Below are 16,044 nucleotides of genomic sequence, written 5' to 3' on the forward strand. Positions count from 1 at the left end.
CTACGGTGCGACCAGCTTGAGCACGTCGTCGGCCAGCCCGGGCCCGCCCGCGTCGAACCACGTCACCCGCCGGTCGCGGCGGAACCAGGACCGCTGCTTGCGCACGAACCGCCGGGTGGCCTGCGCGGTCGTGGCCGCGGCCTCCTCGATCGGGCACTCGCCGTCGAACGCGGCCAGCACCTGCTGGTAGCCCAGCGCGCGGGACGCCGTGCGGCCGTCGCGCAGACCGCGGGCCTCCAGCGCGCGCACCTCGTCCACCAGGCCCGACTCGAACATCCGCGCCACCCGCGCGTCGACCCGCTCGTCCAGCTCGGACACGTCCCGGTCCAGCCCGACGACCACCGTGCCGTACCGGGCGGGTCCGGGCTTGGGCAGGGTGGCCGAGAACGGCTGCCCGGTGAGCTCGATGACCTCCAGCGCCCGCACCACCCGGCGGCCGTTGCTCGGCAGGATCGCCAGCGCCGCGGCCGGGTCCAGCTGCGCCAGCCGGCCGTGCAGCGTCTCCGCACCGAACACGGCCAGCTCCTGCTCCAGCTGGGTGCGGATCTTCTCGTCCGTGCCGGGGAACACCAGGTCGTCCAGCACGGCCTGCACGTACAGGCCCGAGCCGCCGACCAGCACCGGCGTGCGGCCCCGGGCGAGCAGCCGTTCCACCACGGCCCGCGCCTCGCGCTGGTAGGCGGCGACGGACGCGGTCTCGGTCACGTCGAGCACGTCGAGCAGGTGGTGCGGCACGCCCTGCCGCTCGGCCTCGGCGATCTTGGCCGTGCCGATGTCCATGCCCCGGTAGAGCTGCATCGCGTCGGCGTTGACCACCTCGCCGCCCAGTTCCACGGCCAGCCGCACGGCCAGGTCCGACTTGCCGGTGGCGGTGGGTCCGACGACGGCGATGGGGTTGTTCACGGGCTCAAGCCTCCCAGACCGCCACGTGGTAGCCGACGCCGAAGGGCGCGAGGAACTCCGACCCGGCGCACCGCCACGGTCCCGGCACGCCGGCGGCCACCTGCCACGCGGCCCGGCCGGACGCGCCCAGCTCGGCCGCCGCCGCCGGGTCGAGGGCGCGCAACGCCGCGGTGTCCGCCGTGGCCAGCGCCTCGCGCACGTCCTCGTCGAACGGCTCGGCCCGCTCGTCCGGCCGCCCGACGGCCAGCTCGCCGCGCCGGTGCGACCCGTCGCCGAGCACCAGCAGCGCGGGTGAGCCCGCGAGCCGCCCGCCCAGGGCGACGCACTCGGCGGTGGGCAGGTCCGGCGGCACGAGGTGCACGCGCACGGACCGCGCGCCGACGCGTTCCCGGAGCCAGGCGGCGACCAGCGCCGGCAGCGGCAGGTCCTCCTCCACAGAGGACGCGTCGTCCGACAACGACACCCGCACGTCCACCCCGAAGCCGCGGAACGTGCCCGCCACCCCCTCGACCACCCGCGGCCCGGACGGGTCGACCCCGACGGCCACCCAGTCCGCCGCGTGCGCGGCCAGGTCCCGGGCCGCGGCCAGGCACGCCGAGCGGACCGGTTCGGTGTCCGGCGCGGCGCCGGAGACCAGTTCGGGCACCAGCAGCGGCGGGTGCGGCACGACCACCAGGCGCGAGATCATGGCAGTCCACGCTACTCATCGGCCACCACCGGTACCGATGCGAGCCTTGACCTGTTTGAATGCGCGCGAGGTACTGGGCACTCTTAGGGGGCGTCGCGGTACTCGGGTGCTGGGCCCCGTCGTAGGCGGGGCGCCCGTGGTCGGCACGGGCACCACGAAGTGGGCAGGCGAGGAGGAAGCCGGCGATGACGGAGCACGAGACGACACCGGGAACCACTGGCGACAGTGGTGCGGGGGCGGTGGTCGAGGAGACCAGGGTGGGAGCGACGCCGGTCACGGCGGCACCACCGGTCCCCGTGGCGTCGGACCACCCTGACCGCTGGGGGCGCGTGGACGCGGACGGCACCGTCTACGTCAAGACGGCCGACGGCGAGCGCGTCGTCGGTTCCTGGCAGGCGGGCGAGCCCGCCGAGGGCCTGGCGCACTTCGCGCGCCGGTTCGACGACATCCGCACCGAGGTCGAGCTGCTGGTGACGCGGCTGTCTTCCGGCGCGGGCGACCCCAAGCACGCGCTGACCAGCGCGAAGCACGTCCAGGAGAGCCTGGCCGACGCGGCGGTGGTCGGTGACCTCGCCGCCCTGGCCGCACGGGTCGAGCACGTGCTGGTGCTGGCCGAGAAGGGTCTGGAGGCGGCCAAGGTCGCCAAGGACGAGGCACGGGCCGCGGCGGGCGCGCGCAAGCAGGAGCTGGTCGAGGAGGCCGAGGCGCTGGCCAACGAGTCCACGCAGTGGAAGTCGGCCGGCGACCGGCTGCGCCAGATCCTGGACGAGTGGAAGACCATCCGGGGCGTCGACCGCAAGACCGACGAGCAGCTGTGGCGGCGCTTCTCCAAGGCGCGTGACGCGTTCAACCGCCGGCGCGGGTCGCACTTCGCCGACCTGGACCGGCAGCGCGGCGTGGCCAAGAACCGCAAGCAGGAGCTGGTCGAGGAGGCCGAGAAGCTCATCGAGTCCGACGACTGGGGTCCCACGGCCGGTCGGTACAAGGACCTGATGGTCGAGTGGAAGGCCGCCGGGCGCGCGCCCAAGGAGGCCGACGACGCGTTGTGGCAGCGGTTCCGGGCCGCGCAGGACGCGTTCTTCGCCAAGCGCTCCGAGGCGTTCAGCGAGCGCGACGCCGAGTTCGAGGCCAACGGGAAGCTGAAGGAGGAGCTGCTCGCCGAGGCCGAGCGGATCGACCCGTCGCTCGACCTGGAGGCAGCGCGGCAGCAGCTGTACAAGATCCAGGAGCGGTGGGACGCGATCGGCAAGGTGCCGCGCGAGCGGGTCCGCGAGCTGGAGGGCAAGCTCCGCACGATCGAGGAGCGGGTCCGCGGCGCGGTCGACGCCCAGTGGCGCAAGTCCGACCCGGAGGCCGAGGCTCGCGTCGCGCAGTTCCGCGAGCGCGTGGAGCAGTTCGAGGCCCAGGCCGCGAAGGCGCGCACGGCGGGCGACAAGCGCCGTGCCGAGCAGGCCGAGGCGCAGGCCCAGCAGTGGCGCGAGTGGCTGGCCGCCGCCGAGCAGGCGGTCGCGAGCCGTTAGTGGGCGAGGGGCCCCTTCACCGGCGGTGAAGGGGCCCAGCCCGCGGTGAAGAGCAGGTCGGGTCCGTCCTCGCCGGGGCGGTCCAGGTGTTCGGCGCGGGTCAGGCCGGCGTTGACCGCCACCCGCTGCGACGCCGTGTTGGCGGGCCGCACCCTGGCCACGACCGGGTAGTCGGGCAAGGTGTCGCGCGCCCACCGCACGACCTCGCGGGCCGCTTCCGAGGCGATGCCCCGACCCCAGGCGGCCGGGTCGAACCGGTAGAACAGGTTGAGCGCGCGCCGACCGTCGACGTCGGTGAGCTTCACCCCGCAGAACCCGAGCGGTCGCCCCACGTCGTGCCGGCGGACCACCCAGTAGCCGAAGCCGAAGCCGCGCCAGTGCTCCCGCCACCGCTCCAGCAGGGTGGCGGCCTCTTCGGGGGTGTGCAGGGCGTCCGACGGGTTGTGCGCGCAGGCCGACGGGTCGCGGTGGACCTCGTGCACCGCGACCACGTCGTCCGCCACCGGTGGCCGCAACGTCAGCCGCTCGGTGCGCAGCTCCACGTCGTCAACCCGGCGGTCACTGCATCGGCGGCCGGGACGCGGCCAGCTTCAGCCACTTCACCAGCAGCACGACCACCGCCACCACGGCCAGGACCAGGCCGAGGCCCGGTCCGGGACCGGGGTGGTGGCCGGTCGTCGTCTGCGTGGTCCAGATCGACAGCACGCCCGCCACCGACGCGGCGAACGACGCCAGCGCGCACACCCACGCCAACGCCCACCGCCGCAACGCCAGCGTCAGCGCGGGCAGCAGCACGCCGACGACCACCGCGAGGTAGGCGAACACCTCCGGCAGCCCCTCGGCCGTGCCGAACAGGACGCTCAGGCCCGGCACGCCGTCCACCCACGGCAGGATCAGCGACACCAGGATCGCCAGCGCCGCGACGGCGATCGTCAACGCGCCCGCGCCGGGGTCGAAGCGCCTGGCCGCCGAACGGCCCACGCCGTCGATCTCCTCGCGCAGCCCGGCCAGGTCGTCCCGGTCGTTCTCGCTCATCGGCGCTTCCCCCTCAGACCGCGCACCCGCCGACCGCGGCCGGCAGGGGAGCGGGCTTGCCGAACGAGGGCAGCCCCAGCGTCACGCCCGGCGTCTTCGGCTTCAGCCCGGCCTCGGACCGGTCACCCGCCTCGGTCCGGCGGTGCGACAGCAGCGGGCCGTCCGCGATCAGGTTGTGCGGCGCGCCGTAGGTCACCACGGTCTCCACCACGTCACCGGGACGCACGCGCGCGTCACCGGGCGTGAAGTGCACCAGCCTGCCGTCCCGGGCGCGGCCGGTCATCCGGCGCGTCTCGGCGTCCTTGCGGCCCTCGCCGGAGGCGACCAGCAGCTCGACCCGCCGGCCGACCTGCTCCTGGTTCAGCTCGTGGGCGACGTCGTTGACCAGCGTGACCAGCCGGTCGTACCGCTCCTGCACGACCTGCTTGGGCAGCTGGTCGGGCAGCTCGGCGGCGGGCGTGCCGGGCCGCTTGGAGTACTGGAACGTGAACGCCGACGAGAACCTGGCCTCGCGCACGACGTCCAGCGTGGCCTGGAAGTCCTCCTCGGTCTCACCGGGGAAGCCGACGATGATGTCGGTGGTGATGGCCGCGTCCGGCATGGCCGCGCGCACGTCGTCCAGGATGGAGAGGTACTTCGCGGTCCGGTACGAGCGGCGCATCTCCTTGAGTACGCGGTCCGAGCCCGACTGGAGCGGCATGTGCAGCGAGTGGCACACCGCGGGCGTCTCGGCCATCGCGGCGATCACGTCGTCGGTGAAGTCCTTCGGGTGCGGCGAGGTGAACCGGACCCGCTCCAGGCCCTCGATGCCGCCGGTGGCGCGCAGCAGCTTGCCGAACGCGTACCGGTCGCCGAACTCGACGCCGTAGGAGTTGACGTTCTGCCCGAGCAGCGTCACCTCCAGCACGCCCTGGTCGACCAGCGCCTGCACCTCGGCCAGCACCTCGCCCGGCCGCCGGTCCTTCTCCTTGCCGCGCAGCGACGGGACGATGCAGAACGTGCACGTGTTGTTGCAGCCCACGGACACCGACACCCAGCCGGAGTAGGCCGAGTCGCGGCGGGCGGGCAGCGTCGAGGGGAAGGTCTCCAGCGAGTCCAGGATCTCGACCTGGGCCTCGCGGTTGTGCCGGGCGCGTTCGAGCAGCACGGGCAGCGAGCCGATGTTGTGCGTGCCGAAGACCACGTCGACCCACGGCGCGCGCTTGACGATCTCGCCCTGGTCCTTCTGCGCCAGGCAGCCGCCGACGGCGATCTGCATGTCGGGGTTCGCGGACTTGGCGGGCGCGAGGTGGCCGAGCGTGCCGTAGAGCTTGTTGTCGGCGTTCTCCCGCACGGCGCAGGTGTTGAACACCACGACGTCCGGCGCGACGTCGCCTTCGGCGGGCGTGTAGCCCGCGTCCTCCAACATGCCGGCCAGGCGCTCGGAGTCGTGCACGTTCATCTGGCAGCCGAACGTGCGGATCTGGTAACTGCGAGTCACTGCACCTAGTCCTTCCGTCGGGTCCAGCGTAGAGCGTGGACGTGCGACGATGCGCGGGTGTCGGGAACGCTCCTGCGGTTGCACGCGGTCGGGGCCGCATTGGCCCTGGCCACCCTGTCCTTGACGGCGTGCGGCGACGACCTGGACCAGGTCAAGCTCACGATGGCGGCCGGCAGCCCCGGTGGCGTCTACCACAAGTTGAGCATGGCGCTGGCCGACGCGTGGACCCGGGAGCCGGGCATCCCCCGCGCCCAGGTGGCGAACACGGCGGGCTCCGTGGACAACCTCGACCGGCTGCGGGCCAACCAGGCGCAGGTCGGGTTCTCCGCGGCCGACGCGGCGGAGGAGAAGCAGAAGGGCCCCGCCGGGCACAAGCTGTACGCGCTGGCCCGGATGCACGACGACTACCTCCAGCTGATCGTGCGGGACGACCTGCCGGCCACCAAGCTGGCCGACCTGAAGGGCCTCCGGGTCAGCGTGGGCGCCCGCGACTCGGGCGTGTGGCTCATCGCGCAGCGGCTGCTCAAGTCGGCGGGCATGTCGCCGGAGTCGGACCTCAAGGTCCAGTACATGGACCTGCCGACGAGCGCGAACGCGATGCGCGACGGCGCGCTGGACGCGTTCTTCTGGTCGGGCGGCGTGCCCACGGACGCGGTCACCACGCTGGCCACGACGGTGAAGCTGCGGATGCTCGACCTGGGCGACGTCCTGCCGGAGCTGCGCCGGACCTACCCGGTGTACGGCTCCGCCACCCTGCCCGCGTCGGCGTACGAGCAGATAGGGGGCGGCCCGGTCGTCACGCTCGTGGTGCGCAACTTCCTGCTGGTCAACGACACCATGTCCGACGAGGTGGCGGAGGCCCTGGTCAGGGGGCTGTTCCAGGCCCAGCCGGCGCTGGTCGCGGCCAGTCCGGTGGCGCGGTCCATAGAGGCCCGCTCGGCGATCGAGACGACGCCGATCGAATTGCACCCCGGCGCGATGCGGTATTACCGCGACGTAAAAGTTTAGTGCTCGCAGCGTCATTCCTACGGTGTAAGCGCCACGCCTGGACGCTCGCCCAAGTCGGGGTCAAGTAGGTGCTGGAGCGGCGCCGCCCGCCGCTAGGCCGTTAGCGTGATGGCAAGCGCGGGACCAGCGACGTCCCGGGTGTTCCAGGAACCGGTACGGGGAGCTCATGTCCGTTTATTCGGTACGCGCGCGCTTTCACGCAGCGTCTTCTCCAATGATTACCCGAACGGGTCGACTGCCCCGTTTGGGAGTGACCATCGCGGTGCTCGCGGTACTGGCCGGCACCGGTTTCGACGCATCACCCCGGTGGCCGGCCCGAATCCAGGTGTTCGTGGCCAACAGCGGCTCCGACAACGTCACCGTGTACGACACCCGCCTGGGCAGGGTGACGGCCACGCTGGGTGTCGGCGACTACCCCGCGGGTGTCGGGGCGCACCCGGCCGGGCACCGCGTCTACGTCACCAACGAGTCCTCGAACACCGTCTCGGTGATCGACACCCGCGCGCTCTCGGTCATCGCCACCGTGCCGGTGGGGCCCAACCCCTTCGGGGTCGCCGCCACACCCACCCACGCCTACGTCACCAACTTCGGCCGCGGCGACGTCACGGTCTTCGACACCGCCACGAACGCGCCGGTGAAGACCATCCCGGTCGGCCGGTTCCCGCACAGCGCGGTGGCGAGCCCCGACGGCGCGCGGGTGTACGTGACCAACCACGGCAGCGACAGCGTCACGATCATCGACGCCGGCTCGCAGACGGCCGTCGGCGCCATCCCGGTCGGCGTCTTCCCGGCGGGCATCGCCATCAGCCGGGACGGCCGGTACCTCTACGTGGCCAACACCGGCAGCGACACCGTCACCGTCATCGGGACGGACGACCACCGCCCGGTCGAGACCACCAGGGTCGGCGACGCGCCCCTCGGCGTCTCGGTCACCCCCGGCGGCCGGGTGCACGTCGCCAACACCGGGTCGAACACGGTCAGCGTCCTCGGGCCCACCGGCAAGCCGATCGAGGTCGTCAAGGTCGGGCGGATGCCCGAGGGCTCGGCGGCGGCGCCCGACGACAGCTTCGTGTACGTCACGAACACCGGGGCGGGCACGGTGTCGGTGATCAACGCCAAGAACGGCGAGACCGCCGCGCCGTTCACCGTCGGCGTGGCGCCCGAGGGCGTGGCCGTCACCTCTTGAGCGCGAGGTCAGGCGGCGGGGAACTCGACGGTCACCCGCAGGCCGCCGCCCTCCGGCGACTCCAGCCGGACCGAGCCGTCCACCCGTTCCACGATCTGCCGCACCAGCGCCAGGCCGAGCCCGGAGCCCTGCACGTTCTGGTGCGCCGGGCTGCGCCAGAACCGGTCCGTGGCGCGGTCGAGCTCGTCCGGCGCGAGACCGGGGCCCTCGTCGCCCACCGAGAGCCGCACCACGCCGTCCCGCCGGCGCACGTCGACGCGCACCAGCGTGCCGTCGGAGGTGAACTTCAGCGCGTTGTCCAGCAGCGCGTCCAGCACGGTCTCGACGCCGCGCGGCGGCACCAGCGCCCGGCCACCCGGCTCGCCGTCCAGCACCAGGTGCACCTCGCGCGCCGCCGCGGCGGGCTGCCAGGCCGTCAGCCGCCCGGCCACCGCCCGGTCCACGTCCACCGGCACGGGGTCGACCGACTGCGCGCCCGCCCGCGCCATGGACAGCAGCTCGTCCAGGATCCGGTTGAGCCGGTTGGCCTCGTCCAACGCCGCCACCTGGTGCGCGGCGCCCTCGCCGACCACGTGGTCCTCCAAATTGGACAGACGCAGCTTCAGCGCCGTCAACGGGTTGCGCAGCTGGTGCGAGGCGTCCGCGACGAACGCGCGCTGCGCCGCCAGGACATCGCTCACGTTCGCCGCCATCTGGTCGAACGACCGCGACAGCTGCCGCAGCTCCGGCGGGCCGTCCGACGAGCCGACCGGCTGCACGGGCTGCCCGGACACCACCGCCGCCAGCAGCCGCCCGGTCGCGTCGTCCAACCGCCGCACGGGCCGCAACGTCCACCGGACCAGCGGCAACGCCACGAACACGCCGAGCACGAGGACCAGCGTGCTGCCGCCGAGCAGCACCGACCACCACAGCAGGATCTCGGCCCGCGTCTTCGAGGTCGGCGAGAACGTCACCACCGCGCCCCGGACCTCGCCCGCCTCCAGCACCGGTTCGGCCAGCACCAGCTCGGTCGACTCCCACGGCATGACCAGCTCCGGCGCGACCGGCTGGCGGCCGGCCAGCGCGGCGTGCACCAGGTCGGACACCTCGGGCTCCGACACGTCCACGTCGGCCGAGGACGCGGCCACCACCTGCCCGTCCCGGCCCAGCAGGGCCACCCGGATGCCGTACAGCTCGTGGTAGCGGCGCAGCTCCGGTTCGAGCACCTCCGGCTGGTCGTCGATGAACGGCCGCTGCGCCACCGAGGCGAACCTCGTGGTGTCGGTGAGCCGGTCCAGGAACATCTCCTGCTGCTCGGCCTGCGCCATGCCGCGGCCCAGCGGCAGGCCCAGGCCGAGGAGCACCAGCACGACCAGCGTCAACACGATGCCCAGCAGCCGCGACCGCACTCAGCCCCCGCTCAACCGGTACCCGACACCGCGCACCGTCTCCAACAACGAAGGACGCCCGAGCTTGGTCCGCAGCGTCGCCACGTGCACGTCCAGGGTCCGGTTGGCCCCCGCCCAGGTGCGTCCCCACACCTCGGCCAGGATGCGCTCCCGGGTGCACACCGCGCCACCCGCCGCCACCACCAGCGCCAACACCTGGAACTCCTTGCGCGAGAGCGCCACGGGTTCACCCGCCACGGTGACCTCGTGCCGACCGAGGTCGACCCGCACGTCGGCGACCTCGAACACCTCGGTGCCGGTGCCGCCGACGCCGACCGGGTCGCCGCGCCGCCGCCGCACCGCGTGCACGCGGGCCACCAGCTCGCCCACGTCGTAGGGTTTGACCAGGTAGTCGTCCGCGCCGGCGTGCAGGCCGAGGATCCGGTCGTCGATCTCGCCGCGGGCCGACACGACGATGATCGCCACGTCACTCGCCGCGCGGATGTGCCGGCAGAGCGTGACACCGTCCACATCGGGCAGGCCCAGGTCGAGCAGCACCACGTCGACCCCGGTCAGTCGATCGAGCGTCCCCCGACCGGTGGCCTGCCGGTCCACCGTGAAACCGCGCCGGGTCAGCGCCGGTACCAGCGCTTCCGCCACGCGGTCGTCGTCCTCGACCAACAGCACCCGCACCGTGGAGCCTCCCCGATAAGTGTCGCCACCCTGTGACAGAGTTGAGACCCTAAGTCTTGCTCAACCGCCTGGACTGGTGTGGTGATTCACACCTAGGTTTCCGCCATCGCTCAGGAACCCCTACTGGAGGACTGATGACCGCCGCCACTCCTGCACCGCCGATGATCCGGATGGCGGGCGTGGACAAGTTCTTCGGGCCTCTGCACGTCCTCAAGGACGTCACGCTGGAGGTGCCGAAGGGGCAGGTCGTCGTGGTGCTCGGGCCGTCCGGCTCGGGCAAGTCCACGCTGTGCCGCACGATCAACCGGCTCGAGCCGATCGAGTCCGGCGTCATCGAGGTGGACGGTCAGGCCCTGCCCGCCGAGGGCAAGGAGCTGGCCCGGCTGCGCGCCGATGTCGGCATGGTGTTCCAGTCGTTCAACCTGTTCGCCCACAAGAGCATCGTCGACAACGTGATGCTCGCGCCGGTGAAGGTCCGCAAGACCCCGGCGGCCGAGGCCCGCAAGACGGCCATGGAGCTGCTGGAGCGGGTCGGCATCGCGAACCAGGCGGAGAAGTACCCCGCCCAGCTGTCGGGCGGGCAGCAGCAGCGCGCGGCGATCGCCCGCGCCCTGGCGATGCGGCCCAAGGTGATGCTGTTCGACGAGCCGACCTCCGCGCTGGACCCCGAGATGGTCCAGGAGGTGCTGGACGTGATGACGACGCTGGCCAAGGAGGGCATGACCATGCTCGTGGTGACCCACGAGATGGGCTTCGCCCGCAAGGCCGCGGACCGGGTCATCTTCATGTCCGACGGCGAGGTCGTCGAGGACTCGACGCCGGAGGCGTTCTTCTCCGCGCCGAAGTCCAACCGCGCGAAGGACTTCCTTGGCAAGATCCTGACCCACTGAAGTCCCACGAACGCGGCGCTGAGCCTGGCGCCGCACTACCCGATGAAGAGCAGGAGTACGACGATGAGGGTTCGCACCCTTGCGGTGGCGCTGCTGGCCGGCGGCCTCGCCCTGACCGCATGCGGCAAGGAGGGTGGCCCCGGCGAGACGGGCACGGCCCCCTCGCAGCAGGTCGCCGCCGACGTGAAGGTCGACGGCTCGCCGACCTTCGACAAGATCAAGGCCCGGGGCCGCGTCATCGTCGGTGTCAAGGAGGACCAGCCCGGCCTGGGTTACAAGGACCCGACCAGCGGCAAGTTCACCGGCTTCGACATCGAGATCGCGAAGCTCGTCGCCGCCAAGCTCGGCTACGGCGACGACAAGATCGACTACAAGGCCATCCCCTCGGCCGGTCGCGAGCAGGCGCTGATCAACGGTGACGTGGACTACTACGTCGGCACCTACACGATCAACGCCAAGCGCAAGGAGCAGGTCGCGTTCGCCGGCCCGTACTTCACCGCCGGGCAGGACCTGCTGGTGAAGAAGGACGACGACACGATCACCGGCAAGGAGACCCTCAAGGGCAAGAAGGTCTGCTCGGTGACCGGCTCGACGCCGATCCAGAAGGTCAAGTCCGAGGGCCTGACCGAGCCGGAGAACATCGTCGAGCTCCAGACCTACTCGCTGTGCGTCGAGCAGCTGGAGCAGGGCGCGGTCGACGCCGTCACCACCGACGACGCGATCCTGAAGGGCTACGCCTCGCAGTCGCCGACCACGCTGAAGGTCGTCGGCAAGACCTTCTCGAACGAGCCGTACGGCATCGGCCTCCCCAAGGAGGACAAGGCCCTGCGCGACAAGGTCAACGACATCCTGGAAGAGGCCATCAACGGCGGCGCGTGGCAGGCGGCCTACGACGTCACCCTGGGCAAGTCGGGCTCCAAGGCCGACAAGCCCGTGCTCGAACGCTACTGATCAGCTCTCCGCGGCCGGTCGTCGGTGTTCCGGCGACCGGCCGCACCACACCCACCTAACCGAGGAAGCCGATGGACGTCCTGCTCGACAACCTCGACCTGTACGGGCCCGGGTTCCTCAACACCGTTGAGCTGTTCCTGATCTCCGCGGTCGGGTCGCTGGTGTTGGGGACGGTCCTGGCGATGCTGCGGGTCGCGCCGGTCCCCGTGATGCGAGCCATGGGCACCGCCTACGTGACGATCGTCCGCAACACCCCGCTCACCCTCGTGTTCTTCTTCTTCGCCTTCGCGTTCCCGCTGCTCAAGATCGTGACCGCGGACACCTTCGGCGGGTCGGCCGCCAGCTTCTACTTCAGCGCCGCCCTCACCGCGCTGATCCTCTACACGGCGGCGTTCGTGTGCGAGGTCGTGCGGGCCGGCATCAACACCGTCCCGGTCGGCCAGGCGGAGGCCTCGCGCGCGCTCGGCCTGACGTTCGGCCAGATGCTCGGGTCCGTGGTGCTGCCGCAGGCCACCCGCGCGGTCGTGCCGCCGATGATGAGCACCATGATCGCCCTGCTCAAGAACACCACCATCGCGGCGGGCTTCTCGGTGTTCCAGGCGGGCTCCATCAGCGCGAACCTGTCCGAGCGCGGCGAGAACCAGCTGTTCGGCCTGCTCTGGGTCGCCGGGTTCTTCGTGGTGCTCGTGATCCCCATGACCCTGCTGCAACGCAGCCTTGAGAAGCGGTGGAGCATCGCCCGATGAGCTCGGTCCTGTACGACGTCCCCGGGCCGCGGGCCCGGCTGCGCCACCGCCTCTACGCGGTGATCGGCACGCTCGTGCTGGTCGCGGGCATCGGCTTCGTCATCTACCGGTTCGCCGAGAGCGGCCAGTTCGAAGGCCGGAAGTGGTCCTGGCTGGAGTACAAGAACATCCAGCTGACCCTCGTCGACGCGCTGCTGAACACGCTCAAGGCGTTCGGCCTCGGCGCGGTGTTCGCCCTGCTCTTCGGCGCGGTCTTCGCCGCGGGCCAGCTCTCCGACCACAAGATCATCCGCGTGCCGTCGATGCTGGTCGTCGAGCTGTTCCGCGCGGTGCCGCTGGTCGTGCTGATCTTCGTCTTCCACTACGGCATCTCCATCGGCCCGCCGCTGTACTCGGTGGTGCTCGGCCTGACGCTCTACAACGGCTCGGTGCTGGCCGAGGTGTTCCGCGCGGGCGTGCTGTCGCTGCCGCGCGGGCAGAGCGAGGCGGCCTATGCGGTGGGCATGCGCAAGACCCAGGTGATGAGGCACGTGCTGCTGCCGCAGGCCGTGCGGGCGATGCTGCCGGCGATCATCAGCCAGCTGGTCGTGCTGCTCAAGGACACCGCGCTCGGCTTCCTGATCACCTACGACGAGCTGCTGGACTTCGCGCGCGACATCGGCAGCCAGTTCCAGTTCGGCCGGCCGCTGGTGCCCGTCACGATCATCGTGGCCGCGATCTACATCTCCATGTGCCTGCTGCTGACCTGGCTGGCGACGTACCTGGAGAAGCGCAGCCGGCGTGACAAGAAGGTGGTCGTGCTGGAGAAGAAGCCGGCCGAGGACGTCGTCGCGGCGGCGGTCTGAGCGGGCCGCGCCCGGTCTTCCACCAGGCCGGACGGGTCCGCCGCGCTCGACGCACGTGAGCGCGGCGGACCCGTCCGCCCAGGTCAGTAGCGCAGTAGCGCGCCCACGCCCTCCCGCAGCCCGGCGGCGTCGGTGACGACCACGTGGGCGCCGGTCGCCGCGGCGGCGGTGCCCAGCGCCTCGTCGGCCCGCTGCTCGCCGACGTGCTCGACGCCGAGGCCGCGCAGGTCCGTCTCCCGCAGCGCGAGCTGCGCCGGGTCGTCGCCGGAGAACACGGTGCGGTCGCCGAGCGCCGGGTCGGACACCAGCAGCGCGGCCACCTTGGCCTCGCGCAACGCCTCGACCACGGGCTCCAGGCCCTGCACCGCGCGGCCGTCCGGGCGGCCCGCCTCGGCGGTGAACTCCTCCACCACGTCGTTGTCCAGGTCGAACTGGTACTGCGCCACGAGCGACTGGACCGCGTGGTCGAACGCGGCGTCGTCCGCGCCCTCGGCCAGGGACGCGCCCTCGACCTCGATCAGCACGTCGCGGCACCGGGGGCTCAGCTCCTCGCGCACGTCGGCCCGCGCCCGCACCTCGCCGCCCAGCACCAGCAGCCGGGCGTCCAGGCCCGTGACCAGCCGGTCGACCTCGCCGGCCACCAGCGCCGCGTTGCGCCTGGCCGTCTCCTCGACGGCGTTCTGCAGCCGCCGGTGCGACCAGCCGCCGCCGTGCACCTTGTGCAACGGGTGCTCGTCGCCGTGCACCTGGTCGTGCACCTCGCCCGCCCGCTCACCGCGCCCGTCGTACCCGTGCAGGTCCGCGCCCGCCCGGTCGACCAGCACGACGACGTGGGGCACGGCGGGTTCCATCCAGGAGGCCAGCGGCAGCAGGTTCGGCCGGTCCGACCAGCGCGCGGTCTCCACGGCGGGCGGGCGCGGCAGCACCCGGTCCAGCAGCAGCCGGCCGTGCGCCGCGACGAGCGCCCGACCGGACTTGCCCGGCACCGGCGTCAGCACCGCTTCCTGCACCGCGTCCAGCGTCGCGTCGTCCGCGCCCTGCCCGGCGAGCTCCTCGCGCACCGCGCGCCAGCGCAGCTCCATGGCCTTGGCCGCGTCCTCGGTGTCGTGCGAGGCGTCCAGGTAGACCGACGCGAACGGGCCGCGTTGCCTGACCAGCTCTCCCAACGAAGACATGTCCATTGGCCTCGGCTACCCGATCGCGCGCCGCGTAACCTCAGGGGCATGGTGGACGAACCGGGTGCGATCACCAAGGTGCAGCAGAACGCCGTGGACCACCTCCTCAGGGTGGGCATCAACGGGTTCGGACCGTTCAAGGGCGCGCGCCAGATGGCGGTGGAGGCGCTGGACAAGGGGCTGACGCCGGAGGAGGCGATCAAGCACCTGATCCGGACGCACGTGGCGGCGGCGGGCGTGCAGGGTTTCGCCACGAACGTCGGCGGCCTGATCACGCTGCCGGTCACCCTGCCCGCGAACCTGACCGCGTCCTACCTGGTGCAGACGCACCTGATCGCGTCGATCGCCGCCGTGCACGGGCACGACCTGGACAGCGACGAGGTGCAGACGGCGATCCTGGTGTGCCTGCTGGGCAACGCGGGGACCGAGCTGCTGAAGAAGGCGGGCATCAAGGTGGGCTCCAAGCTCACCATGAACCTGATCGAGCGGATACCGGTCCAGCTCATCCGCGAGATCAACAAGCGCGTCGGCTTCACCCTCCTGGCCAAGTACGGCACCAGCAGGGCGACCGTGACCCTGGCCAAGGGCGTGCCGCTGGTGGGCGGTGTCATCGGCGGCACGTTCGACGCCGTCACGACCCGCGCCGTGGGCGCCTTCGCCTCCCGCTTCTTCTCCGAGCGCGAGGAACCCCCGGCGGTCGTGGACGGCACCGTGATCGACGGCGAGATCGTCTCGATCGTGGAGAGCCGGGACTGATCGGCCCGGCGGAACGGCGTGGTCGCGCTGCCCGCAGGTGTACCCGATCGGGTGGCGGCGGCGGTCGAGAACCTCGGCCGCCGACAAAACGATTGGCATCTGGGCGTGAAGCACGCTAACGTCACGACCATGTTCTTCCAGATCTACCTCTGAGGACTTCTTCCTCCAGCGCCGCACCGGCCTCGGGCCGTGCCGCACCCTTCTCCTGGTGGCCCCAGCGGCTCTTCTCGCGACCCTGTCGAACCACGGGTCGTACTCTCTTGCACGCCTCGGACATCGAGGAGGCGAACGCATGCCCACCATGCGCAACGAACCACCGCACGACGATCAGCCGACCAACCGCGCCGCACGCCGCGGCGCACGCTCGTCGGGCGCGGCGCAGCCGCGCTTCGGCGGCGGTCGAGCTGTCGCCACCCCGCGCCAGTACGCCATGCGGCGTCGCTGACCAGCGACTTCGCCACACCCAGGAGGCAAACATGACCGATCAGGACGTTCCGCAGGTCGACGACGGCGAGCAGGCCGAGCAGGACCAGCCGGAGCAGGCCGACGTTCCGCTCAACCGCGCGGCCCGCCGCGGTCACGCCCAGAAGAACGACAGCGTGAACAAGAACCCGGGCCGGCCGCACCAGAACACGTTCGTCGGACGGCGCGTGTTCCGGCGCACGAGCGGCGGCTGAGCGACGGGCACGACCGCCCGACCGGTTCCCGGTGCGCCGTCAGCGCACCGCCCGGAACCGGCCGGGCGGCCGGCCGGGGTCGCCTCTGTCCACTGTGGACGGTGACCGGCCGTCGCGGCCGGTT

At 71.9% G+C, this 16,044-nt stretch carries 19 protein-coding genes; 11 read left to right on the plus strand and 8 right to left on the minus strand.

The features are described 5' to 3' along the window. Both miaA and ACQPYE_RS08990 read right to left on the minus strand, forming a co-directional pair. Nucleotides 1-903, minus strand: a complete 903-nt coding sequence (gene miaA / locus ACQPYE_RS08985) for a tRNA (adenosine(37)-N6)-dimethylallyltransferase MiaA (protein ID WP_498720529.1) — start codon at nt 901-903, stop codon at nt 1-3. Between the two features lie 4 nt (nt 904-907). After that, the gene (locus tag ACQPYE_RS08990; protein ID WP_498720531.1) at nt 908-1,591 is read right to left on the minus strand and encodes a class III extradiol ring-cleavage dioxygenase family protein; all 684 of its coding nucleotides are present in this window, start codon (nt 1,589-1,591) and stop codon (nt 908-910) included. Nucleotides 1,592-1,776: 185 nt separating this feature from the next. Between ACQPYE_RS08990 and ACQPYE_RS08995 the strand changes: the two genes are divergently transcribed. Continuing rightward, the gene (locus tag ACQPYE_RS08995) at nt 1,777-3,111 is read left to right on the plus strand and encodes a DUF349 domain-containing protein (protein ID WP_498720532.1); all 1,335 of its coding nucleotides are present in this window, start codon (nt 1,777-1,779) and stop codon (nt 3,109-3,111) included. Here ACQPYE_RS08995 and ACQPYE_RS09000 read toward each other — a convergent pair. Genes ACQPYE_RS09000 through miaB form a run of 3 tightly spaced genes read right to left on the minus strand, consistent with a single transcriptional unit; the run spans nt 3,108 to nt 5,626 of the window. Further along, on the minus strand, nt 3,108-3,653 hold the full coding sequence (locus ACQPYE_RS09000) for a GNAT family N-acetyltransferase (RefSeq protein WP_498720534.1): 546 nt from the start codon (nt 3,651-3,653) through the stop codon (nt 3,108-3,110). The genes ACQPYE_RS08995 and ACQPYE_RS09000 overlap by 4 nt on opposite strands. A gap of 16 nt (nt 3,654-3,669) precedes the next feature. Next, nucleotides 3,670-4,146, minus strand: coding sequence for an Rv2732c family membrane protein (locus ACQPYE_RS09005; RefSeq protein WP_498720535.1), 477 nt, complete (start codon nt 4,144-4,146; stop codon nt 3,670-3,672). A gap of 13 nt (nt 4,147-4,159) precedes the next feature. Continuing rightward, nucleotides 4,160-5,626 (minus strand): tRNA (N6-isopentenyl adenosine(37)-C2)-methylthiotransferase MiaB, encoded by a 1,467-nt coding sequence (miaB, locus tag ACQPYE_RS09010; protein WP_498720536.1) that lies wholly within the window; start codon nt 5,624-5,626, stop codon nt 4,160-4,162. Nucleotides 5,627-5,683: 57 nt separating this feature from the next. Here miaB and ACQPYE_RS09015 point away from each other — a divergent pair, with 57 nt between their 5' ends. Further along, nucleotides 5,684-6,634 (plus strand): TAXI family TRAP transporter solute-binding subunit, encoded by a 951-nt coding sequence (locus tag ACQPYE_RS09015; protein ID WP_498720538.1) that lies wholly within the window; start codon nt 5,684-5,686, stop codon nt 6,632-6,634. Nucleotides 6,635-6,884: 250 nt separating this feature from the next. Continuing rightward, entirely contained in the window at nt 6,885-7,820 is a 936-nt protein-coding gene (locus tag ACQPYE_RS09020) for a beta-propeller fold lactonase family protein (RefSeq protein ID WP_498720539.1), read from the plus strand. An 8-nt stretch (nt 7,821-7,828) separates the two neighbouring features. On the opposite strand, the gene ACQPYE_RS09025 is transcribed toward ACQPYE_RS09020, so the two are convergent. Both ACQPYE_RS09025 and ACQPYE_RS09030 read right to left on the minus strand, forming a co-directional pair. Next, a complete protein-coding gene (locus ACQPYE_RS09025) occupies nt 7,829-9,208 on the minus strand; it encodes a sensor histidine kinase (RefSeq protein WP_498720541.1) in 1,380 nt (459 codons plus the stop codon). Beyond that, a complete protein-coding gene (locus tag ACQPYE_RS09030) occupies nt 9,209-9,880 on the minus strand; it encodes a response regulator transcription factor (RefSeq protein ID WP_073886595.1) in 672 nt (223 codons plus the stop codon). A 161-nt stretch (nt 9,881-10,041) separates the two neighbouring features. On the opposite strand from ACQPYE_RS09030, the gene ACQPYE_RS09035 reads away from it, so the two are divergent. The 4 genes from ACQPYE_RS09035 (at nt 10,042) to ACQPYE_RS09050 (ending at nt 13,312) form a co-directional block, all read left to right on the plus strand. Continuing rightward, nucleotides 10,042-10,770, plus strand: a complete 729-nt coding sequence (locus ACQPYE_RS09035; protein WP_498722867.1) for an amino acid ABC transporter ATP-binding protein — start codon at nt 10,042-10,044, stop codon at nt 10,768-10,770. Nucleotides 10,771-10,833: 63 nt separating this feature from the next. After that, on the plus strand, nt 10,834-11,721 hold the full coding sequence (locus ACQPYE_RS09040; RefSeq protein ID WP_498720543.1) for a glutamate ABC transporter substrate-binding protein: 888 nt from the start codon (nt 10,834-10,836) through the stop codon (nt 11,719-11,721). Between the two features lie 71 nt (nt 11,722-11,792). Next, on the plus strand, nt 11,793-12,467 hold the full coding sequence (locus ACQPYE_RS09045) for an amino acid ABC transporter permease (RefSeq protein ID WP_498720545.1): 675 nt from the start codon (nt 11,793-11,795) through the stop codon (nt 12,465-12,467). After that, on the plus strand, nt 12,464-13,312 hold the full coding sequence (locus ACQPYE_RS09050; RefSeq protein ID WP_498720546.1) for an amino acid ABC transporter permease: 849 nt from the start codon (nt 12,464-12,466) through the stop codon (nt 13,310-13,312). Before ACQPYE_RS09045 ends, ACQPYE_RS09050 begins: the two co-directional genes overlap by 4 nt. 83 nt (nt 13,313-13,395) lie before the next feature. Here the strand turns inward: ACQPYE_RS09050 and ACQPYE_RS09055 are convergent, their stop codons facing one another. Next, complete coding sequence (locus tag ACQPYE_RS09055) at nt 13,396-14,487, minus strand: Rv2629 family ribosome hibernation factor (protein WP_498720548.1); 1,092 nt, start codon at nt 14,485-14,487, stop codon at nt 13,396-13,398. A gap of 48 nt (nt 14,488-14,535) precedes the next feature. Here ACQPYE_RS09055 and ACQPYE_RS09060 point away from each other — a divergent pair, with 48 nt between their 5' ends. From ACQPYE_RS09060 to ACQPYE_RS09075, 4 genes are all read left to right on the plus strand, one after another. Continuing rightward, complete coding sequence (locus tag ACQPYE_RS09060; protein WP_498720549.1) at nt 14,536-15,243, plus strand: EcsC family protein; 708 nt, start codon at nt 14,536-14,538, stop codon at nt 15,241-15,243. A gap of 18 nt (nt 15,244-15,261) precedes the next feature. Then, complete coding sequence (locus ACQPYE_RS09065) at nt 15,262-15,396, plus strand: hypothetical protein (RefSeq protein WP_498720551.1); 135 nt, start codon at nt 15,262-15,264, stop codon at nt 15,394-15,396. Nucleotides 15,397-15,535: 139 nt separating this feature from the next. Continuing rightward, entirely contained in the window at nt 15,536-15,688 is a 153-nt protein-coding gene (locus ACQPYE_RS09070; protein ID WP_170185077.1) for a hypothetical protein, read from the plus strand. Nucleotides 15,689-15,719: 31 nt separating this feature from the next. Then, complete coding sequence (locus ACQPYE_RS09075) at nt 15,720-15,920, plus strand: hypothetical protein (RefSeq protein WP_498720552.1); 201 nt, start codon at nt 15,720-15,722, stop codon at nt 15,918-15,920. Nucleotides 15,921-16,044 lie beyond the last annotated feature (124 nt).

It is taken from the genome of Actinosynnema sp. CA-299493 (genome assembly GCF_050946825.1).
In the GTDB taxonomy this organism is placed as follows: domain Bacteria; phylum Actinomycetota; class Actinomycetes; order Mycobacteriales; family Pseudonocardiaceae; genus Actinosynnema.

Coding starts and splice junctions, on each gene's coding strand:
- ACQPYE_RS08990 (WP_498720531.1), bottom strand. CDS start 1,591: ATGATCTCGCGCCTGGTGGTCGTGCCGCACCCGCCGCTGCTGGTGCCC.
- ACQPYE_RS08995 (WP_498720532.1), top strand. CDS start 1,777: ATGACGGAGCACGAGACGACACCGGGAACCACTGGCGACAGTGGTGCG.
- ACQPYE_RS09005 (WP_498720535.1), bottom strand. CDS start 4,146: ATGAGCGAGAACGACCGGGACGACCTGGCCGGGCTGCGCGAGGAGATC.
- ACQPYE_RS09035 (WP_498722867.1), top strand. CDS start 10,042: ATGATCCGGATGGCGGGCGTGGACAAGTTCTTCGGGCCTCTGCACGTC.
- ACQPYE_RS09040 (WP_498720543.1), top strand. CDS start 10,834: ATGAGGGTTCGCACCCTTGCGGTGGCGCTGCTGGCCGGCGGCCTCGCC.
- ACQPYE_RS09045 (WP_498720545.1), top strand. CDS start 11,793: ATGGACGTCCTGCTCGACAACCTCGACCTGTACGGGCCCGGGTTCCTC.
- ACQPYE_RS09050 (WP_498720546.1), top strand. CDS start 12,464: ATGAGCTCGGTCCTGTACGACGTCCCCGGGCCGCGGGCCCGGCTGCGC.
- ACQPYE_RS09055 (WP_498720548.1), bottom strand. CDS start 14,487: ATGTCTTCGTTGGGAGAGCTGGTCAGGCAACGCGGCCCGTTCGCGTCG.
- ACQPYE_RS09060 (WP_498720549.1), top strand. CDS start 14,536: ATGGTGGACGAACCGGGTGCGATCACCAAGGTGCAGCAGAACGCCGTG.
- ACQPYE_RS09070 (WP_170185077.1), top strand. CDS start 15,536: ATGCCCACCATGCGCAACGAACCACCGCACGACGATCAGCCGACCAAC.
- ACQPYE_RS09075 (WP_498720552.1), top strand. CDS start 15,720: ATGACCGATCAGGACGTTCCGCAGGTCGACGACGGCGAGCAGGCCGAG.